General features: G+C 73.4%; 15 protein-coding genes. 4 read left to right on the top strand and 11 right to left on the bottom strand.

Going from position 1 to position 22,777, the window contains the following annotated elements; translation table 11 throughout:
- Positions 1-12 precede the first annotated feature (12 nt).
- The 7 genes from ACIOD2_RS44525 to ACIOD2_RS44495 form a co-directional block, all read right to left on the bottom strand.
- Complete coding sequence (locus ACIOD2_RS44525) at positions 13-4,914, bottom strand: RHS repeat-associated core domain-containing protein (RefSeq protein ID WP_400551639.1); 4,902 nt, start codon at positions 4,912-4,914, stop codon at positions 13-15.
- A 98-nt stretch (positions 4,915-5,012) separates the two neighbouring features.
- The gene (locus ACIOD2_RS44520; RefSeq protein WP_400551638.1) at positions 5,013-6,014 is read right to left on the bottom strand and encodes an SDR family NAD(P)-dependent oxidoreductase; all 1,002 of its coding nucleotides are present in this window, start codon (positions 6,012-6,014) and stop codon (positions 5,013-5,015) included.
- The gene (locus ACIOD2_RS44515) at positions 6,011-7,045 is read right to left on the bottom strand and encodes an NAD-dependent epimerase/dehydratase family protein (protein WP_400551637.1); all 1,035 of its coding nucleotides are present in this window, start codon (positions 7,043-7,045) and stop codon (positions 6,011-6,013) included. The genes ACIOD2_RS44520 and ACIOD2_RS44515 overlap by 4 nt, the downstream gene beginning before the upstream one ends.
- A gap of 77 nt (positions 7,046-7,122) precedes the next feature.
- On the bottom strand, positions 7,123-8,091 hold the full coding sequence (locus tag ACIOD2_RS44510) for an alpha/beta fold hydrolase (protein WP_400551636.1): 969 nt from the start codon (positions 8,089-8,091) through the stop codon (positions 7,123-7,125).
- A 95-nt stretch (positions 8,092-8,186) separates the two neighbouring features.
- Positions 8,187-9,638: a helix-turn-helix domain-containing protein gene (locus ACIOD2_RS44505; RefSeq protein WP_400551635.1), complete on the bottom strand. Its 1,452-nt coding sequence runs from the start codon at positions 9,636-9,638 to the stop codon at positions 8,187-8,189.
- 87 nt (positions 9,639-9,725) lie between these two features.
- Positions 9,726-11,117: an SMP-30/gluconolactonase/LRE family protein gene (locus tag ACIOD2_RS44500; protein WP_400551634.1), complete on the bottom strand. Its 1,392-nt coding sequence runs from the start codon at positions 11,115-11,117 to the stop codon at positions 9,726-9,728.
- Positions 11,114-12,952 carry a ricin-type beta-trefoil lectin domain protein gene (locus ACIOD2_RS44495; protein ID WP_400551633.1) on the bottom strand — a complete coding sequence of 613 codons (1,839 nt, stop codon included), beginning with the start codon at positions 12,950-12,952 and terminating at the stop codon, positions 11,114-11,116. The genes ACIOD2_RS44500 and ACIOD2_RS44495 overlap by 4 nt, the downstream gene beginning before the upstream one ends.
- A gap of 387 nt (positions 12,953-13,339) precedes the next feature.
- Between ACIOD2_RS44495 and ACIOD2_RS44490 the strand changes: the two genes are divergently transcribed.
- Both ACIOD2_RS44490 and ACIOD2_RS44485 read left to right on the top strand, forming a co-directional pair.
- Positions 13,340-13,948, top strand: a complete 609-nt coding sequence (locus tag ACIOD2_RS44490) for a TetR/AcrR family transcriptional regulator (RefSeq protein ID WP_400551632.1) — start codon at positions 13,340-13,342, stop codon at positions 13,946-13,948.
- Positions 13,945-14,775 carry a class I SAM-dependent methyltransferase gene (locus tag ACIOD2_RS44485; RefSeq protein ID WP_400551631.1) on the top strand — a complete coding sequence of 277 codons (831 nt, stop codon included), beginning with the start codon at positions 13,945-13,947 and terminating at the stop codon, positions 14,773-14,775. Before ACIOD2_RS44490 ends, ACIOD2_RS44485 begins: the two co-directional genes overlap by 4 nt.
- Here the strand turns inward: ACIOD2_RS44485 and ACIOD2_RS44480 are convergent.
- From ACIOD2_RS44480 to ACIOD2_RS44465, 4 genes are all read right to left on the bottom strand, one after another.
- On the bottom strand, positions 14,760-15,620 hold the full coding sequence (locus ACIOD2_RS44480) for a sucrase ferredoxin (protein ID WP_400551630.1): 861 nt from the start codon (positions 15,618-15,620) through the stop codon (positions 14,760-14,762). The two genes, ACIOD2_RS44485 and ACIOD2_RS44480, sit on opposite strands and share 16 nt — an antisense overlap.
- 136 nt (positions 15,621-15,756) lie before the next feature.
- The gene (locus ACIOD2_RS44475; protein ID WP_400551629.1) at positions 15,757-16,944 is read right to left on the bottom strand and encodes a cupin domain-containing protein; all 1,188 of its coding nucleotides are present in this window, start codon (positions 16,942-16,944) and stop codon (positions 15,757-15,759) included.
- Positions 16,945-16,961: 17 nt separating this feature from the next.
- Positions 16,962-17,096 carry a hypothetical protein gene (locus tag ACIOD2_RS44470; protein WP_323326627.1) on the bottom strand — a complete coding sequence of 45 codons (135 nt, stop codon included), beginning with the start codon at positions 17,094-17,096 and terminating at the stop codon, positions 16,962-16,964.
- A 551-nt stretch (positions 17,097-17,647) separates the two neighbouring features.
- Positions 17,648-20,620: a helix-turn-helix transcriptional regulator gene (locus ACIOD2_RS44465; protein ID WP_400551628.1), complete on the bottom strand. Its 2,973-nt coding sequence runs from the start codon at positions 20,618-20,620 to the stop codon at positions 17,648-17,650.
- 383 nt (positions 20,621-21,003) lie between these two features.
- Here ACIOD2_RS44465 and ACIOD2_RS44460 point away from each other — a divergent pair, with 383 nt between their 5' ends.
- Together ACIOD2_RS44460 and ACIOD2_RS44455 are read left to right on the top strand one after the other, a co-directional pair.
- Positions 21,004-21,612 carry a LuxR C-terminal-related transcriptional regulator gene (locus ACIOD2_RS44460; protein WP_323326623.1) on the top strand — a complete coding sequence of 203 codons (609 nt, stop codon included), beginning with the start codon at positions 21,004-21,006 and terminating at the stop codon, positions 21,610-21,612.
- A 275-nt stretch (positions 21,613-21,887) separates the two neighbouring features.
- Complete coding sequence (locus tag ACIOD2_RS44455) at positions 21,888-22,457, top strand: LuxR C-terminal-related transcriptional regulator (protein WP_400551627.1); 570 nt, start codon at positions 21,888-21,890, stop codon at positions 22,455-22,457.
- Positions 22,458-22,777: the final 320 nt, after the last annotated feature.

Below are 22,777 nucleotides of genomic sequence, written 5' to 3'. Positions count from 1 at the left end.
CGGGTCTCCGGTTCAGCGCTGCCGCGGCGGCCGCGGGCGGGCCGCGTCGCCCCAGTCTTCCTGCCCCATGCTGTCGCCGAGGTGCGGGCCCTGGGGGTTCGGGCCGTGGCTGACGTGCGAGTCGCCGATCTCCACCGGCCGCGGGTTCGGGTGGTTCGTCGGCTGGTCGTTGTGGTGCACCACGTAGACGTCCGGCCGGTGGTCGGACTGCGAGATCGTGTAGCCCTGGCTCTCCAGCGCGGACGGGCTGACCTCGATGTGGTGCGTGAAGCTGGCCCCGGAACCCGGGTTGAGCACCAGGGCCTGGGACAGCCCTTCCTGCGACAGCTGCCCCGGCGCGATGTTGGTGAAGTAACCACCCGAGCCGTACCGGGCGTGCGAGCCGACCAGCGGGTTGTCGGGGGTGCCGTGCGTCCACGCCGAGGGCCGCACGTGACCGCTGCCCATGATGCCGTTCATGCCGGCTTCGTTGGTGTAGTGGTAAAGGCTCCCGTTCGGGTTGTCCGGGGTGTGCGGCACCGTCGCGTGCGGCGTCGTCGGCAGCGGGTTGTCGTAGTACGGCGGCGGCGGCCGGTTCCCGTTGCGGGGCGGCCGGCTCGGACCACCGGAACCACCGCCGTTGCCGTTGCCTCCACGGCCGTTGCCACCACGGCCGCCCGGGTTGCCACCGCCACCACGGCTGGACCCGCCGCCCCCGGAGCCGGACGCGGCGGCGTCGGAGCACGGGGTGAGGCCGGACGGGTCGATGAACGCCAGCGGGTTGGCCACGTACGCCTGCGGGTTCGGCCCGCCGCCCAGGCCCAGCGGGTCGGCGCTGAGGAAGCGCGCGGTGCCCGGGTCGAAGTAGCGGTGGTAGTTGTAGTGCAGGCCGGTCTCGGCGTCGAAGTACTGGCCGGGGAACCGCAGCGGGGTCACGGCGGGTGCGTTGTCCAGCGGCCGGCCCCAGATCGTCTGCGACTGCTGGCGGACGACCACGCCGTCCAGCCCGATCAGCTCGGTCGGGGTGCCGACGACGTCGGTCATGATCGCGTAGAACCGCTGGTCGACGACCTGCTGGACGCCGTCCGGGCCGAGCAGCCGCTCGCTCTGCAGCAGCGGGAGGGCGCTGCCGGGCTCGACGTCCCAGCTGCGCAGCCGCCGCTGCCGGGCCGGGGTCAGCTGGTGCTCCTCGGCCAGCGCGGCGCCGTCCCAGGTGAAGTCGACCTGCTCGGCCACCGTGCCGTCGGCCGCGAGCCGCTGCTTCGCGACCCGCCTGCCCAGCGGGTCGTAGCGGTAGCGCCAGCGCTGCCCGTCGGGGGTCGTGACGCCGGTGAGCCGGTCCTCGGCGTTCCAGGTGAACCGCCAGACCTGCGGCCGCCCGTCGAGTCCCGGGGCGACGCGCTCGACGAGCCGGCCCTGCTGGTCGTGGGCGTAGCGGGTGGCTCCGGCGCCGGTGATCCGCGTGCCCGCGTACGTCCGGGGCCCGGCGAGCGGGTCGGGCACGGTGCCCGCCTGCGCGCCGGTCACGTTGCCGGTGCTGTCGTAGCTGTAGCGCTCGGCGTGCGCGCCGGTGACCGCGCTGATCCGGCCCACCGGGTCGAGCTCGAACGCCCGCGTCCCGGCGGCGGCGTCGTGCATCGCGGTGAGCAGGCCGTCTTCGCGGTAGTCGTAGGCGCGCCGGTGCACCAGGGCGCCACCGGCCGACGCCACGGTCTGCGCGGCCAGCCGGCCCGCCGCGTCCCAGTGCTGGCGCGTGTCGGTGACGCCCCAGCCGCGCTGGACCACGCGGCCCGCCGCGTCGCGGCGCAGGCTCATCGTGTGCCCGCCGACCTGCAGCCCGACCGGCGCGCCGGCACCGTCGTAGGCCCACTGGCTGACCAGTCCGGACGGCAGGGTCCGCCGGGTCCGCCGGCCGAGCGCGTCGTACTCCGAGCGCACGGTGCGGCCGTTGCAGGTCTCCGTCAGGGTCCGGCCCATGGCGTCGTAGGTGAAGGTGACGTCGGCGTCGGCGTTGACCGTGCGCAGGAGCCGGCCCGCCGCGTCGTAGGTCCAGCGGGTGACCTCTTCGCCGGCGCGCTGCTCGACGACCCGGCCCAGCGCGTCGCGGGTGAACGCGAGCGTCTCACCGGCGCCGTTCGTGCGGCTGGTCAGGTCCCCCGCCGCGTTGTAGGTGTAGCGCAGCACCCGGCCGTCGAAGTCCGACTCCTCGACCAGGTTCCCCGCCGCGTCGTGGCGGTAGTCCCAGCGGCGCCCCTGCTCGTTGCGGACCGCGACGAGCCGCAGTTCCGTGTCGTGGGTGAACTCCATCCGGCTGCCGTCCGGCGCGATCCGCGCGGACGGCAGGTCGAAGCCGCCGACCTCGGTCAGCGTCCGCGCGCCGGTGGCGTCACGGTGCTCGCGGAGGTTGCCTTCGCCGTCGTAGGTCCACTGCTCGGTGCCGCCGCCGGGGCCGGTCATCCGCAGCGGGCGGCCCTCGATGGTCCAGGCGTAGCGGGTGGTCTCGCCGGCCGGGCTGGTCTCCGCGGCCAGGCGGCCGAAGGCGTCGTACTCGAACGTGCCGGCCGCGCCGGTGGGCCCGGTGACCGACTGGGTCAGGCCGCGCACGTCGGAGACGATCGTGGTCCGCCCGCCGAGCGGGTCGACGATCGTGGCGAGGTTCCCCGCCGCGTCGTAGCCGTAGGTGGTGCGGGCGCCCGCGGCGTCGACCACCGCGGTGAGCTCGCCGCGTTCGCCGTACTCCCGCTCCGTGCGCGCGCCGTCGACGTCCACGGTGAGCACCGGCCGGTGCCGCTCGTCGTAGCGCGCCGAGTCGGCGGTGCCGTCGGGGTAGCCGACGCCGACCAGGTCGCCGGCCTCGTCGTAGGTGTAGGTGGTGGCGCCGCCGAGCTCGTCGGTGCGGACGAGCAGCCGGTGGTGGCGGTCCCAGTCGTAGCGGACCTCGTGGCCGAGCGGGTCGATCTCGCGGGCGACCTGGCCCCACTCGGTGAAGTGGTAGGTGATGACCGCGCCGAGCGAGTTGGTCGCGCGGGTGACGCGCGCGGCCGGGTCGTAGTCGAAGGTGTAGTCGAGGTACCCGCCGTCCCCTTCGGTGCGGACGCAGCGGCCGGCCTCGTCGTAGCGGTAGCGGTAGGAGAAGCCGTTGCGGTCCTCCCAGCTCGTGATCCGCCCGTCGGCGTCGTAGCCGAACCGCAGCGGACGCCCGGAGGAGTTGACCACCTCGACGAGACGGCGCGCGTCGTCGTAGCGGTAGCGGACCAGCGGCAGGTCGGCCGGGGTGCCGTCCGGCAGCCGGGCGCCGCCCACCAGGTCGAGCGCGGTGACCAGGCCGGCCGTCGTCTCGACGTTGAGCAGGTAGCCGCCGGAGTGGCTGATCGTGGTCAGGACGCCGTGCTCGTCGCGGCCGAAGTCGATGCGCGGGCCGGAGCCGCGCAACACGGCCGTCACCGGTCGCTCCGCACCGCCGGCCGGGGCGAAGAGCAGGGTCTGCGACAGCTCGGGCATGGTGACGGTGAAGCCGCCGTCGGCGGTGCGGGCCAGCGGCCAGCGGGGGCCGAACTCGGGCAGCACCGAGCCGCTGTCGCCCGGCAGCGGGTAGACCATCAGCGCGCCGTCTTCGGCGGCGAAGCTGACGCCCTCGTCGTCGATCTCCAGCCGCTGGTCCAGGGTGGACGCCCAGGTGCGGCCGAACGACCGGCCGACGCGGTAGTCCGACAGGTGCGTGCGCGAGACGATCAGCGGGAGCGCGGCCCGCAGCTCGACGTCGGTCTGCGGCAGGAACATCCGCCCGCTCGCGACGTCGATCGGGTCACCGCAGTCGGGCAGGTCCTTGGTGGGGGTGGAGTTGTGCGGCGGGTTGCCGTTGCCGCCCCGGATGTCGCCCTTCGCCCCCGACGAGGTCGTGGAGTCGCCGCCCGGCCCCTTGGCCGGCGGCGGCGTGCCGTTCGGGCCGCCGTCCGGCGTGTCGTTCTTCGGCGGCGGGGTGTGATCACCGGACGGCGTCGTCGAGTCGCCGCCCTTCGGCGGCGGCGGCGAGTGATCGCCCGACGGCGTCGTGGAATCGCCGCCCTTCGGCGGCGGCGAGTGGTCACCGGACGGGGTCGTCGAGCCGCCGCCCTTGGCCGGCGGCGCCTTCGGCGTGCCGTCGATGCCGCCGACCTTCTTCGGCGGGGCGACCTTGCTGCCGTTCTTGAGGCCCTTCAACGCCTTCGCCGCGTCCGAGAACAGGTCTCCGGCGCGCTTGAGCAGCGGGATCAGCGCCTTCAACGCCGTCACCAGCCGCTTGACCAGGTCCGCGATCTTCGACGCCGTCTTCGCGACCGCGCCGATCACCTGCGGCACCACCCACGTGAGCCCGATGCCGAGGGTGAACACGACCTGCAGCGCCCAGCTGATCAGGTGCCCGATCAGCTCGGCGATGATGTCGCGGACCAGGGCGCGCACCGCGGCCACGACCTCGCCCGCGGTCTTCACACCGCTCGACGCGCCTTCGCAGCCCTTCTGGGCCGAGCCCAGCAACGCGACGGCGTCCTCGGTCCGCTGCCGGTAGGCGTCGGCCGCCGGGCCAGTCCAGGACTGCAGGTCCGCCTTCACCATGTCGCCCAGGTCGGTGCCGACACCCTGCAGCTCACCCGCGATGTTCTTCCAGGTCTCCGACTGGGCCGCGATCTCGTCCGCGTTGCCGGTGAGGCCGTCGAGCGCCTGCTTCAACGGCCCGACGTGCTCCATCAGCCACGCCACGCCGGCCGCCAGGATCGCGCCGAACGGGTCCATCGCCATGGACAGCGCGTCCAGCGCGGTGCCCACCGCGCCCATCGCGACCGACGCCCAGTCCCCGCTCTCGATGGCCGACTTCAGGTCGGCCGCCGACTCCATGAGCGAGATCCCCGTGTAGGGCTTGGTGGAGTCCTGCGCCTGCGCAACGAGAGGGTTGGTCACCCGTTCAGGCTAGCTGGCCGTCATTTGTACCTACGCAGGTCATCGGCCGGACACCCGCGTATCCCCCGACCGGAGGTACAAAAGGGCAGGAATTTCCCCTAACGCGTCGGGAACGGGACGCCGGTCAGCCGCTCGCTCAGCTCCCACAGCCGGGCGGCCGCGGCGGGATCGATCGCGTGCGGGGACACCCCCGCCGTCGGGATCTCGGCCGTGCCGTGGCTGCGCGCGTCGTGCCCGCTCTCCCCCGCCACCGGCGCGATGTTGTTGTCCACGCAGTACACCCCGCCGACGCCGTCGAGCTGGGGACTGATCGCGCACCACACACTCGTCGACGCGCCCTGCGGCACGTTCTTCTTGCCCGAGTAGGGATCGATAACCGGTTTGCCGTCTTCGTCGACGAGCTTCATCGCCCGCAACGTCCCGGGTGCCGCCCACCCGCTCAGGTTCGTCTCGACGATCGATCCCGGGTGGACGGAGAACGCCCGGACACCACGGCGGTCGAGTTCGAGCGCGAACAGGATGTTCGCGGTCTTCGACTGGCCGTAACCGAGCATCGGCTGGTACTCGCGGTGCTCGAAGCCGACGTCGTCGAACACGACCGGCGACAACCGGTGCGCCGCCGCGGACACCGACACCACGCGGGCGTCACGCGCCAGCGCCGGAGACAGCCGTGCGGTCAGCTGGAAGTGCCCGAGGTGGTTGGTCGCGAAGTGCGACTCGTGGCCACGCGCGTCCCAGGTCAGCGGCACGCCCATGATGCCCGCGCTGTTCACCAGGATGTCCAGTTGCCGTCCGCCGGCCAGGAAACCGGCCGCGAACGCGTCCACCGACTCCGGGTCCGCGAGGTCGAGCCGGTCGATCTCCACACCCTCGACGCCCTCGAGCATGCCTGCGGCCTTCGCCGGGTCCCGGACCGGGACGACGACGTGGGCGCCGCGGGCGCGCAGCACCCGGGTGGTCTCCCGGCCGATGCCCGAGTGCCCGCCGGTGACGATCGCGACCTTGCCGGTGAGGTCGATCCCGGCGGCGACCTCCTCGGCCGTCGACGCGGCGTCGAACGGCGTGTCCAGGATGGGTTGCTGGGCCCGGGAAACGGTCATTTCCCTGCCACCTCGTGCTCGATGAGACTGCGCGCGCAGTCGAGGACGCTGACCTCCGCCGGCCGCGGGGCCCAGTCCAGCAGCCGCTTCGCCTTGGCGATGCTGTGCCGGTTGCGGCGGCCGAGGCCCGGCATGACGTCGCGCAGCGAGCGGTCGAACACCGCCGCCGCCCGCACGGCGATGTCCGGCAGCTTGCGCGTGGGGGCCTTGCTGCCCGCCTCGCCGAGGCCGTCACGCAGGATCCGCGCGATGTCGTGCATCCACAGGAACTCCCCCGTCGCGAGGAACCGCTGCCCGGCGGCCTCGGGCGCGGTCATGGCCCGGACGTGGACGTCGGCCAGATCGCGCACGTCGACGACCTCCAGGCCGATGCGCGGGGTGCCGGGCATCGCGCCGGAGAGCAGCCGCGCGATGATCTGCACCGAACCGAGGGTGCCGGCCGAGAGCACCGGCCCGAACACCGCGCCCGGCAGGACCGTGGCGAGCGTCATCGGCCCCTTGCAAGAGTCCATGAACTCCCACGCCACGAGTTCGGCGGCGGTCTTGGAACGCCGGTAGGGCAACAGCTTCGGCGCGTCGAGGTCCGTCCACAGTGTCTCGTCGGTGACGCCGTCGTCGGCGTAGGACGACGGACTGGCGGTGTTCGCCGCCGACGTCATCACCACCCGCCGCACCCCCGCCGCGGCCGCGGCCCGCAGCACGCGCACCGTGCCGTCGCGCGCCGGGACGAGCAACGCCTGCGCCTCGTCCTTCGCCCCCGAGGCGTCCGCGCCGAGCGGCGACGCCACGTGGAGCACGTAGTCGCAGCCGTCCACAGCCTCCTTCCAGCCGTCGTCGGCCGTCAGGTCCGCGACGGCGAACTCCAGGTGGTCCACCCGGTCCGACACCGTCGCCACGGCCCGCCGGACCCGGTCGCCGCGGCTCGCGTCGCGCACGGTCGCCCGCACGTCGTACCCGCGGCCGAGCAGCTCCGCGATGCACCAGCCCGCCACGTAGCCGGTTCCGCCGGTCACCAGCACCGAACCCGCCATCACGCCTCCTCGAGATTCGTTAGCCGTTCGGCTAACGAATTCAGGTTAGCACCGTCCTGCAACCACCGCACCGTGGGTCACGCGCGCACCCCCGCCCCGCGCAGGAACGGCACGACCCGCTCGAGCACCGCGGCCGCCTGCCCGTAGGTGATGGCGTGGCCCTGCCCCGGCAGGGTGAACAGCTCCAGCCGCGGGATCCACCGCCGCACCTGCGCCGACTGCGCGTACGGGTTGACGGCGTCGTCGGTGCCCCAGGCCGCGAACACCGGGATCCCGGTGCGCCCGACCGCCTGGTAGACGTCCGGCTGCCAGGTCGAGTCGTAGTTGCGGACGGTGTTGAGGATGCCTTCGGCGATGCCGCCGAAGCCGGTCTGCTCGGCCATCCAGGCCACCATTTCGTCCCGCGCGGGCCCGGGCGGGTAGGCGTCCGCGATCATGCTCCGCACCTGCGACGGCCCGGCCACGCGGAAGATCCAGTCGCCGATCACCGGCCACCCCAGCACCGGCGCGACGACGTCCGTGCGCCCACCGCCACTCGGCGCCATCAGCGCGAGCGAGGCGACCCGGCCGGGGTTCTCCGCGGTGAAGGCCGTCGCGATCGCCCCGCCGAGCGAAGCGCCGACGACGTGCGCCGGCGCGCGAACCCCGAGGCCGTCCAGCAGCTCGCGCAGCTGGCGCGTGGAGAACTCCCGCGTGTACGGCACGTCCGGCCGCTCGGAGTAGCCGTAACCGAGCAGATCGGGCATCACGACCCGGAAACCCGCGTCCGCCAAGGGTTTCCGCCACGCCGCGAAGCCCTGGCCGCCGACCACACCGCCGTGCAGCAGCAGCACGACCGGCCCCTGCTCGGGCCCCGAGACACGCACGTGCACGACCCCCTGGGACGTCGGCACGAACCGCTCGGCCTTGCCGTCGCGCAGCAACGCGGCGCGGGCGGATTCGCCGAGCGTCTCCCGCGTCGCCCCTGCGACGACATAGACCGCCACCAGCGCCACGACCAGGCCCACGACCGTGGCCCCGCCCCACTTCAGCAGTTTTCTCGACATCGGACACCCTTCCCCGGTGTTCATTAGCCGATCGGCTAATGAACACGCTACACCGAGGACCTGGCTTGGTGCCGGGCCGAAACTCCCTGCCGGGTTCAGAGCAGGCCGAGTGCCCGCATCGCCAGCCACAGTTCGTGTTTGGCGCTCGGTGTGTGCAGCAACGACCGTCCGAGCGCCTGCTCGATCCTCGCCAGGCGCTTGCGGGCGGCCGGCGGGGAGATGCCGAGGGCCTCGGCGGTCGCCGGGAGGCGGGTGTCGGCGTGCAGCCAGGCCCGGATCGTCTCGGCGCCGACCGGGAGGCCCTCCTGTTCGAGGGGACGGAGCTGGGACCGGGCCCAGACCTTCGCCGCCGGGGTGGCGAGCAGCTCGTCGAGCGTGGCCGTCTCGTGCGGCGTCGTGCGGTGGGCGGAGTGCAGCCGCAGCGCGAGCCAGGCGGCCGACTGGTCGGCCACCCGGGTGAGGTCCAGGCCGAGCAGGTCGCCGAGCAGGCGCAGGCGGGCGGCGAGGGTGTTGCGGTGGATCTTGAGGTGCCGGTTCGCGCCGCTGTCGAAGGTGAGCCAGGACGTCAGGGTGGCGAGGAGCTCCTCGGCCCCCGGGTCCGGCCGCCGCGCCGGGGAGTAGGACAGGCAGGGGGTCAGGAACCCGGCCGCCCAGGCGGGCCCGGCACCGCCGAGGAACGGCGTGAGGTCGGCGTGCCGGTCGAACCGGGCGTACCCGCCGGGCACGCCACGGGCGACGGCCAGGGCGTGGAACGCCTGCTCGTAGCCGATCGCCGCCTCCCGCAGCGGCACCTCCTCGCTCGCGCCGACCCGGGATTCGGGGGCGTGCTCGGCGATCAGCCGGTCGAGGTGCGCGCGGCTCACGGCGGAGTCGCGGCCGGACGGCACCAGCGCGATCAGGTGCCGGGCGCGGACGGGACAGCGCACGATCCACGCCTGTCCCCGCGCGAAACGCTCGATCTGGTCCGCGACCTCGGGACGGCGGCCGGCCGGGCACTCGACGATGTACACCCGGGACACTTCCGGCAGCTGGGGCCCCAGCGTCGCGGCGATCCGGCGCGCGGCGGCCACGCTGCCGATCATGAGCAGGTGCAGCACGACCTCGCGGCTGTGCGCCATCGCCAGGGCGACCTGTTCGCGGGCCTGCTCGGCTTCCTCCAGCCGCCAGCACAGGCCGAGGAACCGGGCGGTGTCGGCGAGCAGGACACCGTGCCGGTGCCCCTCCCGGCCCGTGACCACCAGGTACGGCGGCTGTCCCGCCCCCGCACCGAGGCTGACGAGGTCGATGGTGCCCGCCTCGCCGCCGAGCACGGCCGACGGCGTCCCGTTGCGGCGCATGCCGGCCACCGCCGTGGCGGCCGCGGCCAGGGTTTCGGGACGCGGGCGGAACCGCGCGACGAGGGTCCCGCCGTCGGCATCGAGCAGCGCCACCGCACCTCCGGTGCGCCCGGCGAGCCATTCGAGCAGCGCGCCGACCGCACCGGGGCCGGTGGACAACCGCGCCAGCGTGACCAGGTCGCCGGCGCGCGCAGCTGCCGTCACCCGCACCTGACTCACCCTCCGTGGCCGCGAAGGGTTCACTTTAACCGCACCGCACGCCGGCCCGGTAGAACGGCCGGCGTGCGGTGCGGCCGGTCAGTACGGCCAGCCGGGCACGTTCAGCCGCACGCTGTACAGCGCGAAGTTCCCGCTGTCACCGCCGCCGGACGGGGTGCCCGAGGTGAGGTAGAGCGTCTTCCGGTCCGGCCCGCCGAACGCGACGTTGGTGGTGTTCGGGCCGGCCGTGATCGTGCCGAGGGCCTGTCCGGCCGGCGAGAACACGTGGACCTTCCCGTCGCCGAACGTCACCTGGTAGACGTTGCCCGCGCAGTCGACCGTGCCGCCGTCGGTCCCGGCCAGCGAGGCGAAGTCGCCGCGGGCGCCCGTGCTGCCGTCCGCGGCGACCGGGTACCGGTAGATCTTCCCGGTCGCGTTCCCGCCCACGTACAGGGTTTTCCCGTCCGGTGACAGCTCGATGCCGTTCGGCTCGCGGATGGTGTCGTCGATCAGCGTGACGACACCACCGCGGACCCGGAACACACTGGTCTTGCCCGACATCCGGTCGGGCCGGTTCGCGCGCTGGAAGTCCGGGTCGGTGAAGTAGACGGTCCCGTCCGCACCCTCCGTCACGTCGTTCGGCGAATTGAACAGGCGTCCCTGGTAGTCGGCCGCGATCGTCCGCCGCTGCCCGGTCGCGAGGTCGTACGCCGAGACGCTGCGCTGGTCGTGCGTCGCGGCGTACACCGACTTCCCGTCCCGGCTCAGCGCCAGCCCGTTGCTGCCGGCGCCCGCGACGAACGTGGTGAACGCACCCGTCGACGGGGTGAACCGCAGGATGTCCGACGGCTGCACGTTCTCCGTGCCGGCGCCGTCGTGCATGTTGGTCAGCAGCAGGGTCTGGCTCGCCGCGTCCCAGGTCGGTCCCTCCAGGAAGTTGAAGCCGTCCCGGATCGCGGTCGCGGCCACCACCGGTGAGGGCAGCGGGTTCCCGAACGGGCCCTGGGGACACGGCCCGCCGGCCGGTGCCGAGGCCGGCAGGACCCACTGCTGGTTCGCGCCGGTGGAGCAGGACCACGTCTGCAGCGGCGTACCGTCCACACTGGACACACCGGTGGCGTCGAGGCACTTCCCCGCACCGGCGTTGACCAGGCGGCCGGCGTCGGCGGTCCAGCGCTGCGCGGCGGTGCCGTTGCAGTCGTAGAGCTGCACCGCGGCGCCGTTCTGGGCAGACGCGCCCGCCACGTCGAGGCACTTGCCCAGTGCGGTGATCGTCCCGTCCGCGCCGGCCGTCCACCGCTGGGACGTCCCGCCGGTGCAGGTCCACAGCTGGACCCGGGTCCCGTTGGTGGCGGCCCCGCCGGTGACGTCGAGGCACTTCCCGCCGATGCCGGTGATCGCGCCCTGCCCCGCCGCCGAGGCGCCGGTGACGGTCAGTCCGGTCGCCGCCAGCACGGCCGCCGTCACGGCGAGCCCTCGCCGGAGCGTCACGCCGGCACCGTCCAGCGCTGGTTGGGCCCGCCGCTGCAGGTCCAGATCTGCAGTTTGGTCCCGTCCGCCGTGCCGCCGTCCTTGACGTCGAGGCACTTCCCGCTGCCCGCGTTGACCAGGGCACCGTTCGCCCCGGTCGTCCACCGCTGGTTGGCGCCGCCGAAGCAGTCCCACAGCTGGACGGCCGTGCCGTCGGCGGTCCCGCTGCCGGTGACGTCCAGGCACTTGCCGAGACCGCGGACCGTGCCGTCGGAGGCCAGGGTCCACTGCTGGTTCGGCCCGGACGCGCAGGTCCACAGCTGCGGCAGGGTCCCGTTGACGGTCGAGCCGCCGGTGACGTCGAGGCACTTGCCGCCGAGCCCGGTGATCGGGCCGGTCCGGCCGGTCGGCGGCGGGGTGGTACCGCCACCGGTGCCCGGCCAGGTGAACGTCGCCATCGCGCCGCCGGGCAGCTGGTAGCCGAACGACTGGCCGCCGAAGGAGACCTGGAAGTTCTGCGTGCCACCGCTGTTGACCGCGACGAGCACGATCGTGCCGTCCGGGTTGCGGAACGCGACGTTCTGGATGCCGCCGTCGCCGTAGCCGGTCGAGTCGATCCGCACCGCGCCCGGCTGGACGAACTTGCTGAGGTGGCCCAGGACGTAGTACTCGGCGTTGTAGGTGACGTTCGAGCCGTTGGTGGTGACGACACCGGTGCAGTTGCCGCAGCTGCCGATGACCGGGCCGTGGTTGTTGTCCAGCGCCATGTTCCAGGTCGTCACGGTCTTCGCCCAGTTACGGGTGGCGCCGACGGCGAGGTTGATCCCCTGCCAGCGCAGTGAGTCGGCGAAGGTGTTGCCCGACTCCGTGCCGGAGCACTCGGTGAAGAAGATGTCCTTACTCGGCTGAGCATTGTGCACTGTGGACTGTCCACTCGGGTTGCCGCCGTAGCAGTGCCAGGCGGAGCCGGCGACGTTGGCGCCCGCGCCGCTGTTGACCTGCTGCGGGAACGTGGTGTCGTCCCAGTTGTGGTCGTACCCGAGGATCTTCGTGCTCTGGCCCGCGCTGCGGAGTTTCGGCGCCAGGTTGTTGATGATGTTCACCTGCTGGCCGGAGGTCATCTTCATGCCCGGGTAGGCCGGCGGCGAGAAGTTCGGCTCGTTCTGCACGCTCAGGTAGTCGATCGGCGCGCCCGCGGCCTGGTAGGCCTGGGTGAACTTGGTGAGGTAGTCGGCGTACGTGCCGACCTGGCTGTCGTTGAGCGAACCGCCGACCAGGTTGTTGCCGGACTTCATCCACGCCGGCGCACTCCACGGAGTGGCCATGATGGACAGTTTCGGGTTCAGCGCCTTGGCCTGCTTGACCAGCGGCAAGATGTAGGAGTTGTCGTGGGCGACGGAGAACCGGCTCAGGCCGGGGTCGGCCGCGCCGTCGTCGTAGGTGTAGAAGCTGCGGGAGAAGTCGGTCGCGCCGATCGGCTGCCGCAGGAAACTGAGGCCGACGCCGGTAGACGGGTTGAACAGGGCGTTCATGATCTCGTCACGCCGGGGCGACTGGGAGACGTTCCACGCGGCGGCGTCGGTGAAGGACGCGCCGAAGCCGACCATCGACTGGTAGGTGCTGTTCGGGTTCACGGTGATCACCGGCCCGCTGCCCCCGCTGCCGAAGGACACGCTTCCCTGCTGCCGCAGCAGGTTCGCCCGGTCGGCGGTGGTGAGCCACACGTTCGCCGACGTCGCGGCCGACGCGGGCTGGGCAGGCAGGGCGAGCACACCGGCCGCCGCCGCGGCGGCGGCGATGGCGACCACCACCGGCCGGGACCGCCTTCGTACGGGGACACCTGACATCGAGGACATGCCGCTCCTTTGCACGCAGGATGATCGGGGCTCATCTGCTGCCACAGTGGCGGCTGTCAGGCAGTCTGGGGGAAAACTCGCGGCCCTTCGGCCGCGTCGTCAGATAGTAAATAAGTATTACTTACGATGTCAAGACTTGACGAGTCCCACGCGATGCTCGTCGGCTTCCTCCGGACCACTCGCCGATCAGGTACTGCCCCACGACGGACGCGAGACCGGCCCCGGTCACGGAGCCGGCCGGGTCGGACCACCACTCACCGGCGACCTTAGCCGGGACGCGGCGACCAGGCGGCGTTCCCGGCTGGCCGACGTTCTCTGACACGGCGTCAGAGTTCGTTACCTCTGACACCTTGTCAGAGTTACGGCCATGCGGCTAACCTCGGCCCCATGGCCGACAATCCCGCGCCGACCCGCCGCCGCCGGTCCGATGCCCAGCGCAGCATCGACGCCATCCTCGACGCGGCCCGCGTCGTGCTCGGCGAGCGATCCGACGCCGGCATGGAGGAGATCGCCGCCGCGGCCGAGGTCAGCCGGCAGACCGTCTATGCGCACTTTCCTTCCCGTGACGCGCTTTTCGCCGCGCTCATCCAGGCCGCGGCCGCCGAGTACACCGGTTTGCTGGACGACGTCGGCCTCGACACCGCCCCGCCCGTCGACGCGCTGGCCGGTTTCCTCGACGCCGGCTGGCGGTTCCTCCGCCGCTATCCCCTGCTGCTCGACCCCACCGCGCAGGCCGCCCGGCCCGAACGGGACGACCCGCACGACGTCGTGCCGCCCCGGCTCGAACGGCTCATCCGGCGTGGCCAGCGCGCGGGCGAGTTCGACCGCGCGCTGCCCGCCGGCTGGCTCACCGCCGCCGTCATCGGGCTCCAGCACACCGCCGCGGCGGAGGTCGCCGCCGGCCGCCGGACCGCCCGCAAGGCGGCATCCCTTTGCCTCGAAAGCTCTTTGCGCCTCTGCGGCGCTGCAAGCCAACCCACCCGGGAGTCGTCATGACCGAAAAGATCGACGGAGCGACGCTGGACGGCGTCGCGGCCACCGGCCTGTGGACCCTGCGCAACCGAGCCGAGGAGTCGCGGAACCCCAGATCGGCGTTCCGAGACCCGCTGGCCGAGCAGCTCCACCGCACGATCGGCTACGACTACGAGCGGTTCGGCAAGCCCAACCAGGGTCACCCGCTGCGCGCCCAGGCGCTCGACAGCGCCCTGCGCGCCTACCTGGACCGGCGTCCCGCCGCCACCGTGGTCGCCCTCGGCGAAGGTCTGCAGACCACCTACTGGCGGCTGGGGCGGCCCGGCGTCGACTGGCTGTCGGTGGATCTGCCGCCCGTGATCGAGCTGCGCCGCCGCCTGCTTCCCGAAGAGCCGCGCCTGCAAGAGATCCCGGCCTCGGCGCTGGACCGCTCCTGGCTGGACGTCCCCGATCCGGCGCGGGGCGTGTTCATCTCGGCCGAGGGCCTGTTCATGTACTTCGAACGCGAGCAGGTGCTGTCCCTGATCGCCGACTGCGCCGCGCGGTTCCCCGGCGGGCAGCTGTTCTTCGACTCGATCCCCGCGTGGCTGCGCGACCGGACGCTGAAGGGCTACCGGATGTCGGACCGCTACACCGCGCCGCCCATGCCGTTCAGCCTGACGGTCACCGAGGCCGCCCGCCTGCCCGGGCAGATCCCGGGCGTGGCCGGCGCCGAGGAGCTGCAGCTACCGCTGGGCCACGGGGTGCTGGGGTCGAAGATCGTCCGGAAGCTCGTGTCCCTGCCCGGCCTGCGCGACCTGCGTCCCTCGCTCACGTTGCTGAGCTTCGCCGCCGATCAGGACAAGGCGTAACGGGCCTCGGGTCCCGACAGCGAAATCTGCCGCACCGACTCCAGCGCGAAACCGGACAGCACGACCCGAGCGGAGCAGCGGCTCACGCCCGAACCGGCCGACGGCACCCGGCGCAGCACGACCTCGTACATCCCCCGCGGCGCGGACACCAGCACCACCCGGGAGTCGCCGTGGGTGTGTTCCTCGACCGCCAGCACGGCGTCCACGCCCCGCGCGCCGACGCGGCCGCGGACGGCGATCTCGGCGAACTGCGCCGAGGGGCTGTCCGCCGAGGTGCGGCCGCGGAGGTGCTCCAGGCGGACGTTGCCGTGCAGTGCCTCCTTGGCCACCAGCTCGGCGTCCGCCACGCCGAGGCCGCCGTGCAGGAAACCGTCCGGGACCGTCAGCAGGTTGCCCGCCCAGCGGTCACCGCCGACGTGGCTGACCTCCCACACCTGCCCCGGATGGTTCTGGGCCAGACCGGCGACGACCGGCCGGCCGTAGACCGCGCAGCACATGTCCTTGCTGCCGTGGGTGCAGACCAGGAACAGCGGCCCGGACACGGGGATGCCGTGGCCACCGCGGCCGGCCGCGACCGCGGCGAAGTCGAGGTCCGCGAGCTCGCCGAGGTCGTTCACCTCGAGCCGCTCGAGCCACCGGCGACCCGGGCGGCCGCTGGCCAGGAACACCGTGCGCGGCGCGCCCGGCACCCGCGCGTGCCTGCCCGGTTTGCGGATGAGCAGGGGACGCAGGCCGGCCTGCCGGGCGGCGTCGAGCTGCCGATCGGGAAACACCTGGTCGACGGTGGTTTCGAGGGCGTCAGGGCCCCACGCTCCGGGCTGCTCGATCAGCAGCCACGACGTCATGCGCCCCGCTGTTCCGGCGGGGTCGCCCCCGAGCGCGCGGGCGAGCGTGGCGCACCCCGGCTCGGCGTCCGGTTTTCCGGCGCAAGCTCCCCCTGGAACACCGGAGCTCGACTTAGGCATGCCTAAGCATATCGGACTACGCCGGAGAGAGCAGCCCCTGTGTGACCAACTCCCCCAGCAACGCCCGCAGGGTCACCCCGTCGAGGGATGGTGCGGCCTCCGCGAGCGCCGGGACGCCGTGTGGCGAACCGTCGAGCAACGCGGCCAGCACCGGGCGCGCGATCGCCGCGAACACCAGCCGTTTCCCGGCCGCGACCAGGGCAACGGTGCCCTCGCCGTCTTCGAGCGCCGCCCGCGGGGCGAGCAGCCGGACCGCGAAGTCGTCCCCGGGCGGGAGCAGCTCGGCCGTCGCGGACCACGGCAGCCCGATGTGCGGGTGCGCGGGCGCTTGCGCGTCTCGATCGGCGAGAAACCGGTCCACGAGGTCGTCGGTCATCAGCTCGGCGATCTGCTGCCGCAGCTGCGCCGCCCGTTTCGTCCGGTCTCCCGGGCCCGCGAACCGCGGCAGGTCCTCGCGGAACAGCTCGTCGGCCCGCACCTGGTCGGCGAGCCAGGCCACCAGGTCGACGCCGGTCGCCGGGTTGAACCCGATGGTCAGGTGCAGGGACTCCTCGCCGACCGCGGAGACGTCGTGCCAGTGCCCGCGCGGCACGTACAGGACGTCACCGTCCTCCAGCAGGAAGTCCTCGAGGGGCTCGCCCTCCGGCCGTGGCGGGAGCTCGACGTCCCGCTGCAGCGGGGAAGGCCGGGTGATGCCGTGCAGCCGCCAGCGTTTGCGGCCGGCGATCTGGATGATGAACGCGTCGTGGTCGTCCCAGTGCACGTCGAAGCCGTGCGTGGTCCCCCACCCGGCGTACAGGTTGACCTGGACGCGCTCCCGCAGGTCGTGTTCGAGCCGCGCCGCCAGGTCGCCGACCGGCTCGACGAGCTCGTTGACCGAGTCGAGCACGAGGGTCGCCCCGGCGCGCAGCCGCTCGGCGAACGGCGCGGACAGCACGCGGGGCACCAGCCCGGTGCGCCGGGTCTGCACCATCTCGGTGTAGCTGTGCGCGGGCACGACCTCGCCGTCGAGGGCGAGGCGCAGCCGCGGGAAGTCCAGGCGGTGCTGCCTCAGGACCCGGTCGAGGTCCGTCCACCGGAGCAGGGAGGCGAACCGCCCGGGCCGCCCGGTGAACCGCCGGGGCGCGCGCCCCAGCACGTCGGAGTGGAACTGGCCGGCCTCGAGCGGAGCCACGAGGTCGGCCAGTCCCGGAACTGCCGTCACGACAGCCCTTCGCCGGGCTAGTCGTTACCGTCGTTGTCGGCCACCGCGCCGTTCGCCTTGCCGCGATCGACGGCGGCGGGCAGCGCCTCCACGCTCAGCAGCAACCCGCTGACCGGCGCCTGGTTCTCAGTTGCCGTGTGTTCCTGCCCCATCCGGACCTCCCAAGACATCGACGACTGGTCGGCTTCACGCTACGTCAGGCCGACTTTGCCGTCATCGATCATTTGAGTAGTCCTCGATCACCCGGAGTGCCGGTCCTGCGGGAGAAGGTGTGGCGCCGGCCTCGGTCACAGCGACTTCGGGGCAGACGATCGGAGGACGCGTCGTCACCGCCACGTGCTCGCCCCCGGGGAGGACGGAAGCCATCGCCGAGGACACGATGATGGTGCACAACCGGATCCTCTCGCCCAAAACCGGGACTCTCGGCGCGACCTGCTGATCGATGCCAACGAACGGCAGCTTCTCGCAGATAACCAGCACGGCCGCCGCGTGATCTTCGAGATGTCGGAGAGCGCCGTCACCCCGGGTGACCTGTCCGCGGACGACTTCCGCGCGGCCCGTATCTGCGAGAGTTCGCGGCCATCGCGGCAGATCACCCGGAGATCTATCAGAACCCGCTTCGCATGTCGCGTATCTCCACGTGGAGACGGAAGCCATCGCCGAGGAGTTCCCGGGAACCGGCCAAGTAACGTCGCCGAGATTCTCACGCGAAGGCCTCACCGGTGGTGGCCTCCTGGGCCAGATCCAGCATGGTGCTGTGCAGGCTCGGCTCCGACGGGCCGAGGACGTCGAGGGCCAGCGCGCTCAGCGCGATCCGGTTGGGCAGGCCGGTCTTGGTGAGCAAGTTGCCGACGTGGCGTTCGACCGTGCGGGGTGACAGGTGCAGCCGGGCCGCGATCTCCTGGTTGTTCAGCCGGCCCGCCAGCAGCCCGAGCACCTCGTACTCCCGGGCGGTGACGCCGGCCGAGCGCAGCCGCGCCGGGATGTCGTCGGTGCCCGCGCGGTGCTGCGGGACCCGGGCGCCCGTGCGGCGCAGCAGGGCCCGGCACGCCCGGGCGACCGCCGGGACCTTGCCCCGGTGGAAGTACCGCTCGGCGGCGCGCAGCCAGCCGACCGGGTCGCCCCAGCCGTCGTCCAGCGCGGCCTCGCCCACCAGCCGCAGGGCCAGGTGCCGGCTGGTCGCGTACGGCTCGGCGATCCGCAGGGCCTCCACCATCGCTCGTTCGGCCTGGCGGCGCTTGCCTTCCCGGCCCAGCAGGACGGCGCGGGCGAACTCGGCGAACTGCCGGTCCCAGCGCAGGGTGGCCGCCGGGTCGGCGTGCACGGCCCGCCACTCGGGACGGCCCGCCGTGCCGTCCAGCACCCGCAGCAGCAGGTGCAGCCCGAACCGGCCGGAGAGGTGGTCGATGTCGCCGCCGGCCTCCTCGTGGTGCGCGGCCAGCGCGAGGTCCTCCCGGGCGCGGGCGTGGTCCTCCTCCAGCAGGGCGCAGAACGCGCCGGCCAGGCCGTGGATGCGGGGCGCGTGCAGCGTGACGTCCCCGCGCCGGCGCCCGAACTCGGTCAGCGCCTCGGTCAGCGCCGCGCGGTCGCCCCGGTGTCCCGCGAGCACGACCCGCAGCAGCAGGACGTAACGCGTGGTTTCGGCCTGGCGGAACCGGATCGTCGCGTCCAGCGCGTCGTCGAGCAGCTCGGTGGCCTCGGCCAGCTCGCCGCGCAGGATCGCGTGCAGGGCCAGGCCGGCCTCGGCCTGGTAGCGGGCGGTGACCGAGCCGGCCGCGCTCGCTTGCTCGCGGGCCCGGTTCAGCCGGGTGAGGTCGCCGGTGCGCAGCGCGTCGTCGTTGCCCAGCCGGACCAGCGCGTGCAGCTCCCAGAGCGGCAACCGGTGCAGCACGGCCAGGGAGTGGGCGTGCTCCAGGTGGGCGGTGGCCTCGGCCGCGTCACGCTGCCGGGCGATCGCGGCGAGCAGCAGCCAGGCCTGGCAGGCCACCACCGGCAGCGGCACCGACTCGGCGACCGTCGCCGCCCGCCGGGCCAGCGCCTCGGCGGCGGCGCGCCGGTCCGGGCCCGGCTGGTCGTAGGCGAGGTGCGCGGCGACGACGTCGATCACGGCGACGTCGGCCGCCGCGGCGTCCGGCCCCAGCAGCGCCCGGGCCGTGTCCACCTGGGCCAGCGCCTCGTCCACCCGGCCGGCCACCTCCAGCGCCCAGGCCAGCCGGGTGTGCAGCACGGCCCGCCGGGCCGGGGTCAGCGCGTCGAACCGGTCGAGCGCGGCGACCGAGGACAGGGCCCGGTCCACCAGGCCGTCCTCGGCCAGCGCCAGCAGCAGCTGTTCCAGGGTGTCCGCCCGGGACGCCGGGTCGCCGGCGAGCAGCTCCCACGCCTGGCTCAGCAGCGCGACGGCCGCGGTGCTCGCACCCCGGTCCAGCGCGCGCCGGCCGCTCTCGGCGAACAGCCGTCCGGCGGCGGGCCGCTGGTCGGCCGCCAGGCGCAGGGTGGCGGCCAGTTCGCACCACTCCCCCGGCAGGCCGGGGTGCACCGAGTCCACGGCGTCGGCGGCGCGGGTGGCCAGCCGGATCCGGTCCTCGTCACCGAGCTGGGCCAGCACCGCCGCCCGGCCGAGCGGGTGCCGGAAGGTGTACCAGCCGGCGTCTTCCGGGTCCGGTTCGACCAGCGGGCCGGCCAGGTCGTCGCGCAGCAGGCTCACGACGTCGTCCTCGGTCAGGCTGATGGCGCGGGCGAGCACGGCGAGCGGGAACCGCGACCCGAACAGCACCGCGGCGGACAGCACGTCCCGGGTGCGCTCGTCCAGCGCGGCGATGCGCGTGGACAGGGGGCGCGCCAGCGCGGGCGGCGGCACCGGGTCGGCCCGGTCCGCGACCACCCAGAGCGGGCCTTCGCGGACGACGACCTGCTCCTGCACCAGCGCGGTGACGACCTCCTCGGCCAGGAACGGGTTGCCGGCGCTGCCCGCCCACACCAGCTCCAGCGCCCCGGCCGGCACCGTCTCCGGGTCGGTGCCGAGGCGGGCGCCCACCAGCGCGCGCAGGTCGGCCCGGGTGAGCCGGGCCGGCTCGAGGAGCCGCCCGCGGCCGCGCTGCGCGGCGTCGCGCACCAGGGCGAGCGCGGCGCCGTCCGTCTCACGCAGCCCGCAGAGCAGCAACGTCGGCTGCCGGTCGACGTTGTCGATCAGGTACTCGAGCAGGGCCAGCGACGCGGTGTCCGCGTCGTGCAGGTCGTCCAGGGCGAGCAGGCAGCCCCGGCCCTCCCCGGCCACCCCGGTCAGCCGCAGCACGGCCTCGCCGAGGGTCACCGGCGACTCGACGGCGGGCCCGGCGGGCGGATCGCACCACTCGGGCACCAGCCGGCCCAGAACCGTCGCGTAGGAGCCGAGTGCGGACGGCTCGACCGGTTCCGTTCGGAGGAGGTGCAGAATTGCTTCGGTAAATGGGCGGAACGACACCGATGGTCCGATTGCGCTCGCCCGCCCGCGCAACAGCGCCATCCCCGCCGCGTTCGCCAGTTCGATGCCCTCGGTTATCAGCCGGGACTTGCCGATTCCACTTTCCCCCACGACGAACACGGCTCCGCCGCGCCCATCCCGGGCAGCTGACAACGCATCGTCCACCACCCGTAACTCTTCGCTCCGACCGACCACAATTAGTGAGCGGTATTCCATGCCGGAGAATGCTAATCGATTCTCACGGACCACGCCGTGCGTAATTGTGCTCAACGCTGTCGATATTTTTGACCGCAGCCGATCGGGGTAGTTTCATGATCGCACAATGGGATTTCCGGACGGTTCGGAGGAAAACCGACGGCGACCCTAGCGGAACGGGCGCGGGTGGTCATGCGGGCCCGGCCCGCATGTTTTGGCGTCACCCGCCGGCCGCGCGCTTGCCCGGCGCCGAGGCTTGGGTTGACCCTCACGGCATCCGCGCAGGTCAGCGATATCGCCGCGGTGCGTGCGGGGCGCCGCGGGAACCTGGGGGTCCGTGACCGAAGCGGGACGCTCCGTCACCGGCCGAGGCTGGAAGCACGAGCCGGACCCGAGGAGGACTCATGGGCGAACCCGTCGCCGTCAGCGTCGTCGCGCAGGACCCGATGCTCGAAGCCGGGGTGACCGTGGCGGTGCACGGCTGCCCCGACGTCGACGTCTCCCCGCCGGGGGTGCCGCCCGCGGTCACCGTCGTCATCGTCGACGAGCTGGGTGAGCACGAACTGGACCTGGTGCGGGCCACCCGCACGGCGGCCCACCGGCCCGAGGTGGTGCTGGTGGCCACCGAGCTGACCCCCACCCAAGCGCTGCACGCGATCGCCACGGGCGCCCGGGGTCTACTGCGCCGCCGCGAGACCGATCCGGACAGACTGGCCCGCACGGTGCTGGCCGCCGCGGCGGGTGACGCCGCGATGCCCCCGGACCTGCTCGACCACCTGCTGGACCACACCGCCGCCCACCGGCCGCCGGGCCCGGCCGGCCTCGGGCTGAGCGACCGCGAGCGCGCGGTGTTCCGCCTGGTCGCCGACGGCCGGGAGACCGGGGAGATCGCCCGCGAGCTGAGCTACTCCCAGCGCACGGTGGCGGGGGTCGTGCACGACGTGACCAACCGGTTCCGCCTGCGCAACCGGGCTCATGCGGTGGCGTACGTACTACGGGCGGGTCTGCTGTGACCGGCCGAGAGGGGCCGACGAGCGCGGCCCAGCGGCACGGCGCTGCCCAGCCGGGCGAGCTTGCCGAGATCCGGCGCGAACCGGCGACGACCGAGAGCGCGACACCACACCGGCCAGGCGAACTTGCCGAGGTCCGCCGCGAACAGCCGGCGCCGCCGGTCGACGGACCAGGCACCAAGTTGCCCGCGACACAACACCAACCCGGCGCTCCTCAGCCAGGCGAGCTTGCCGCGATCCCGCGCAGACCGGGGTACGCGATACCGCCCTCCGAGGAGGTGCGGGTCCGGGTCGCCGCGCCCGACGCGGCTCTGCGGGCGAGCATGCACACCGCGCTGGATCGGGCCGGGGTGCCGCTGGCGCGGGAGCCGTCGTCCGACACGGTTCTGCTGGCTGCGGCGTCCACTGTGGACGAAGCGCTTGCGGACTGTCCGAACGGGGACCAGGCCGGGATCGTCGTCGTCGCGGATCGGTTGGCGGCTGATGGGGTGCGGCGGGCCGTGCGGGCCGGGGTTGCGGTGCTCGTCCAGTCCGCCCGGGCCACGCCGACGCGACTGGCCGCGGCGGTGCGCTCGGCCCACGACGGCGACGGCCGCCTCCCGCACGAGGCATTGGTCCGCCTGCTGGGCACCGACCGGCGGAAACAGGCGGCCCCACCGCGGCTGACCGCCCGCCAGCTCGTCATGCTGCGGCTGATGGCCGAGGGGTTGGACAACATCGGCATCGCCCGGGCGCTGTCGTGCTCGGCGCACACGGTGAAGAACGTGATCTACGACCTGATGAGCCGCCTCCAGGCCCGCAACCGCGCACACGCGGTCGCCGCCGGAGTGCGCGCCGGGCTGATCTGACCCGCCCGCGGAGGCACGCACCTGAAGTCCGTGAAGGTGGCCTTTAGGGGCGCGGCGTGACCCAAATCGACCCGAAACGCGGTTGGCGGGGCCCCCCCCCCCCGCAACCCGCGGCCAGGGGTTTCACAGCAGCAACGGGCGCCCCCCCCGGGGGGCCCCGCCCTGGGGGGGGCCCGGGGGGCCCCCGGGGGCGCGCCGCCGGCGGGGGCGCCCGCGGGGGCGGCGGGCACCCCCCCCCCCACCGGGGGGCCCCCCGGCGGTGTGCGGGGGTGCCCGGGTCAGACCCCGGGGGGCGACACCAGGTCGCCCAGCACCCCCCC

The organism is Amycolatopsis sp. NPDC088138 (assembly GCF_044741685.1).
In the GTDB taxonomy this organism is placed as follows: domain Bacteria; phylum Actinomycetota; class Actinomycetes; order Mycobacteriales; family Pseudonocardiaceae; genus Amycolatopsis.
Note: the sequence above shows the minus strand (reverse complement) of the source record. Positions and strands in the feature narration are given on the sequence as shown.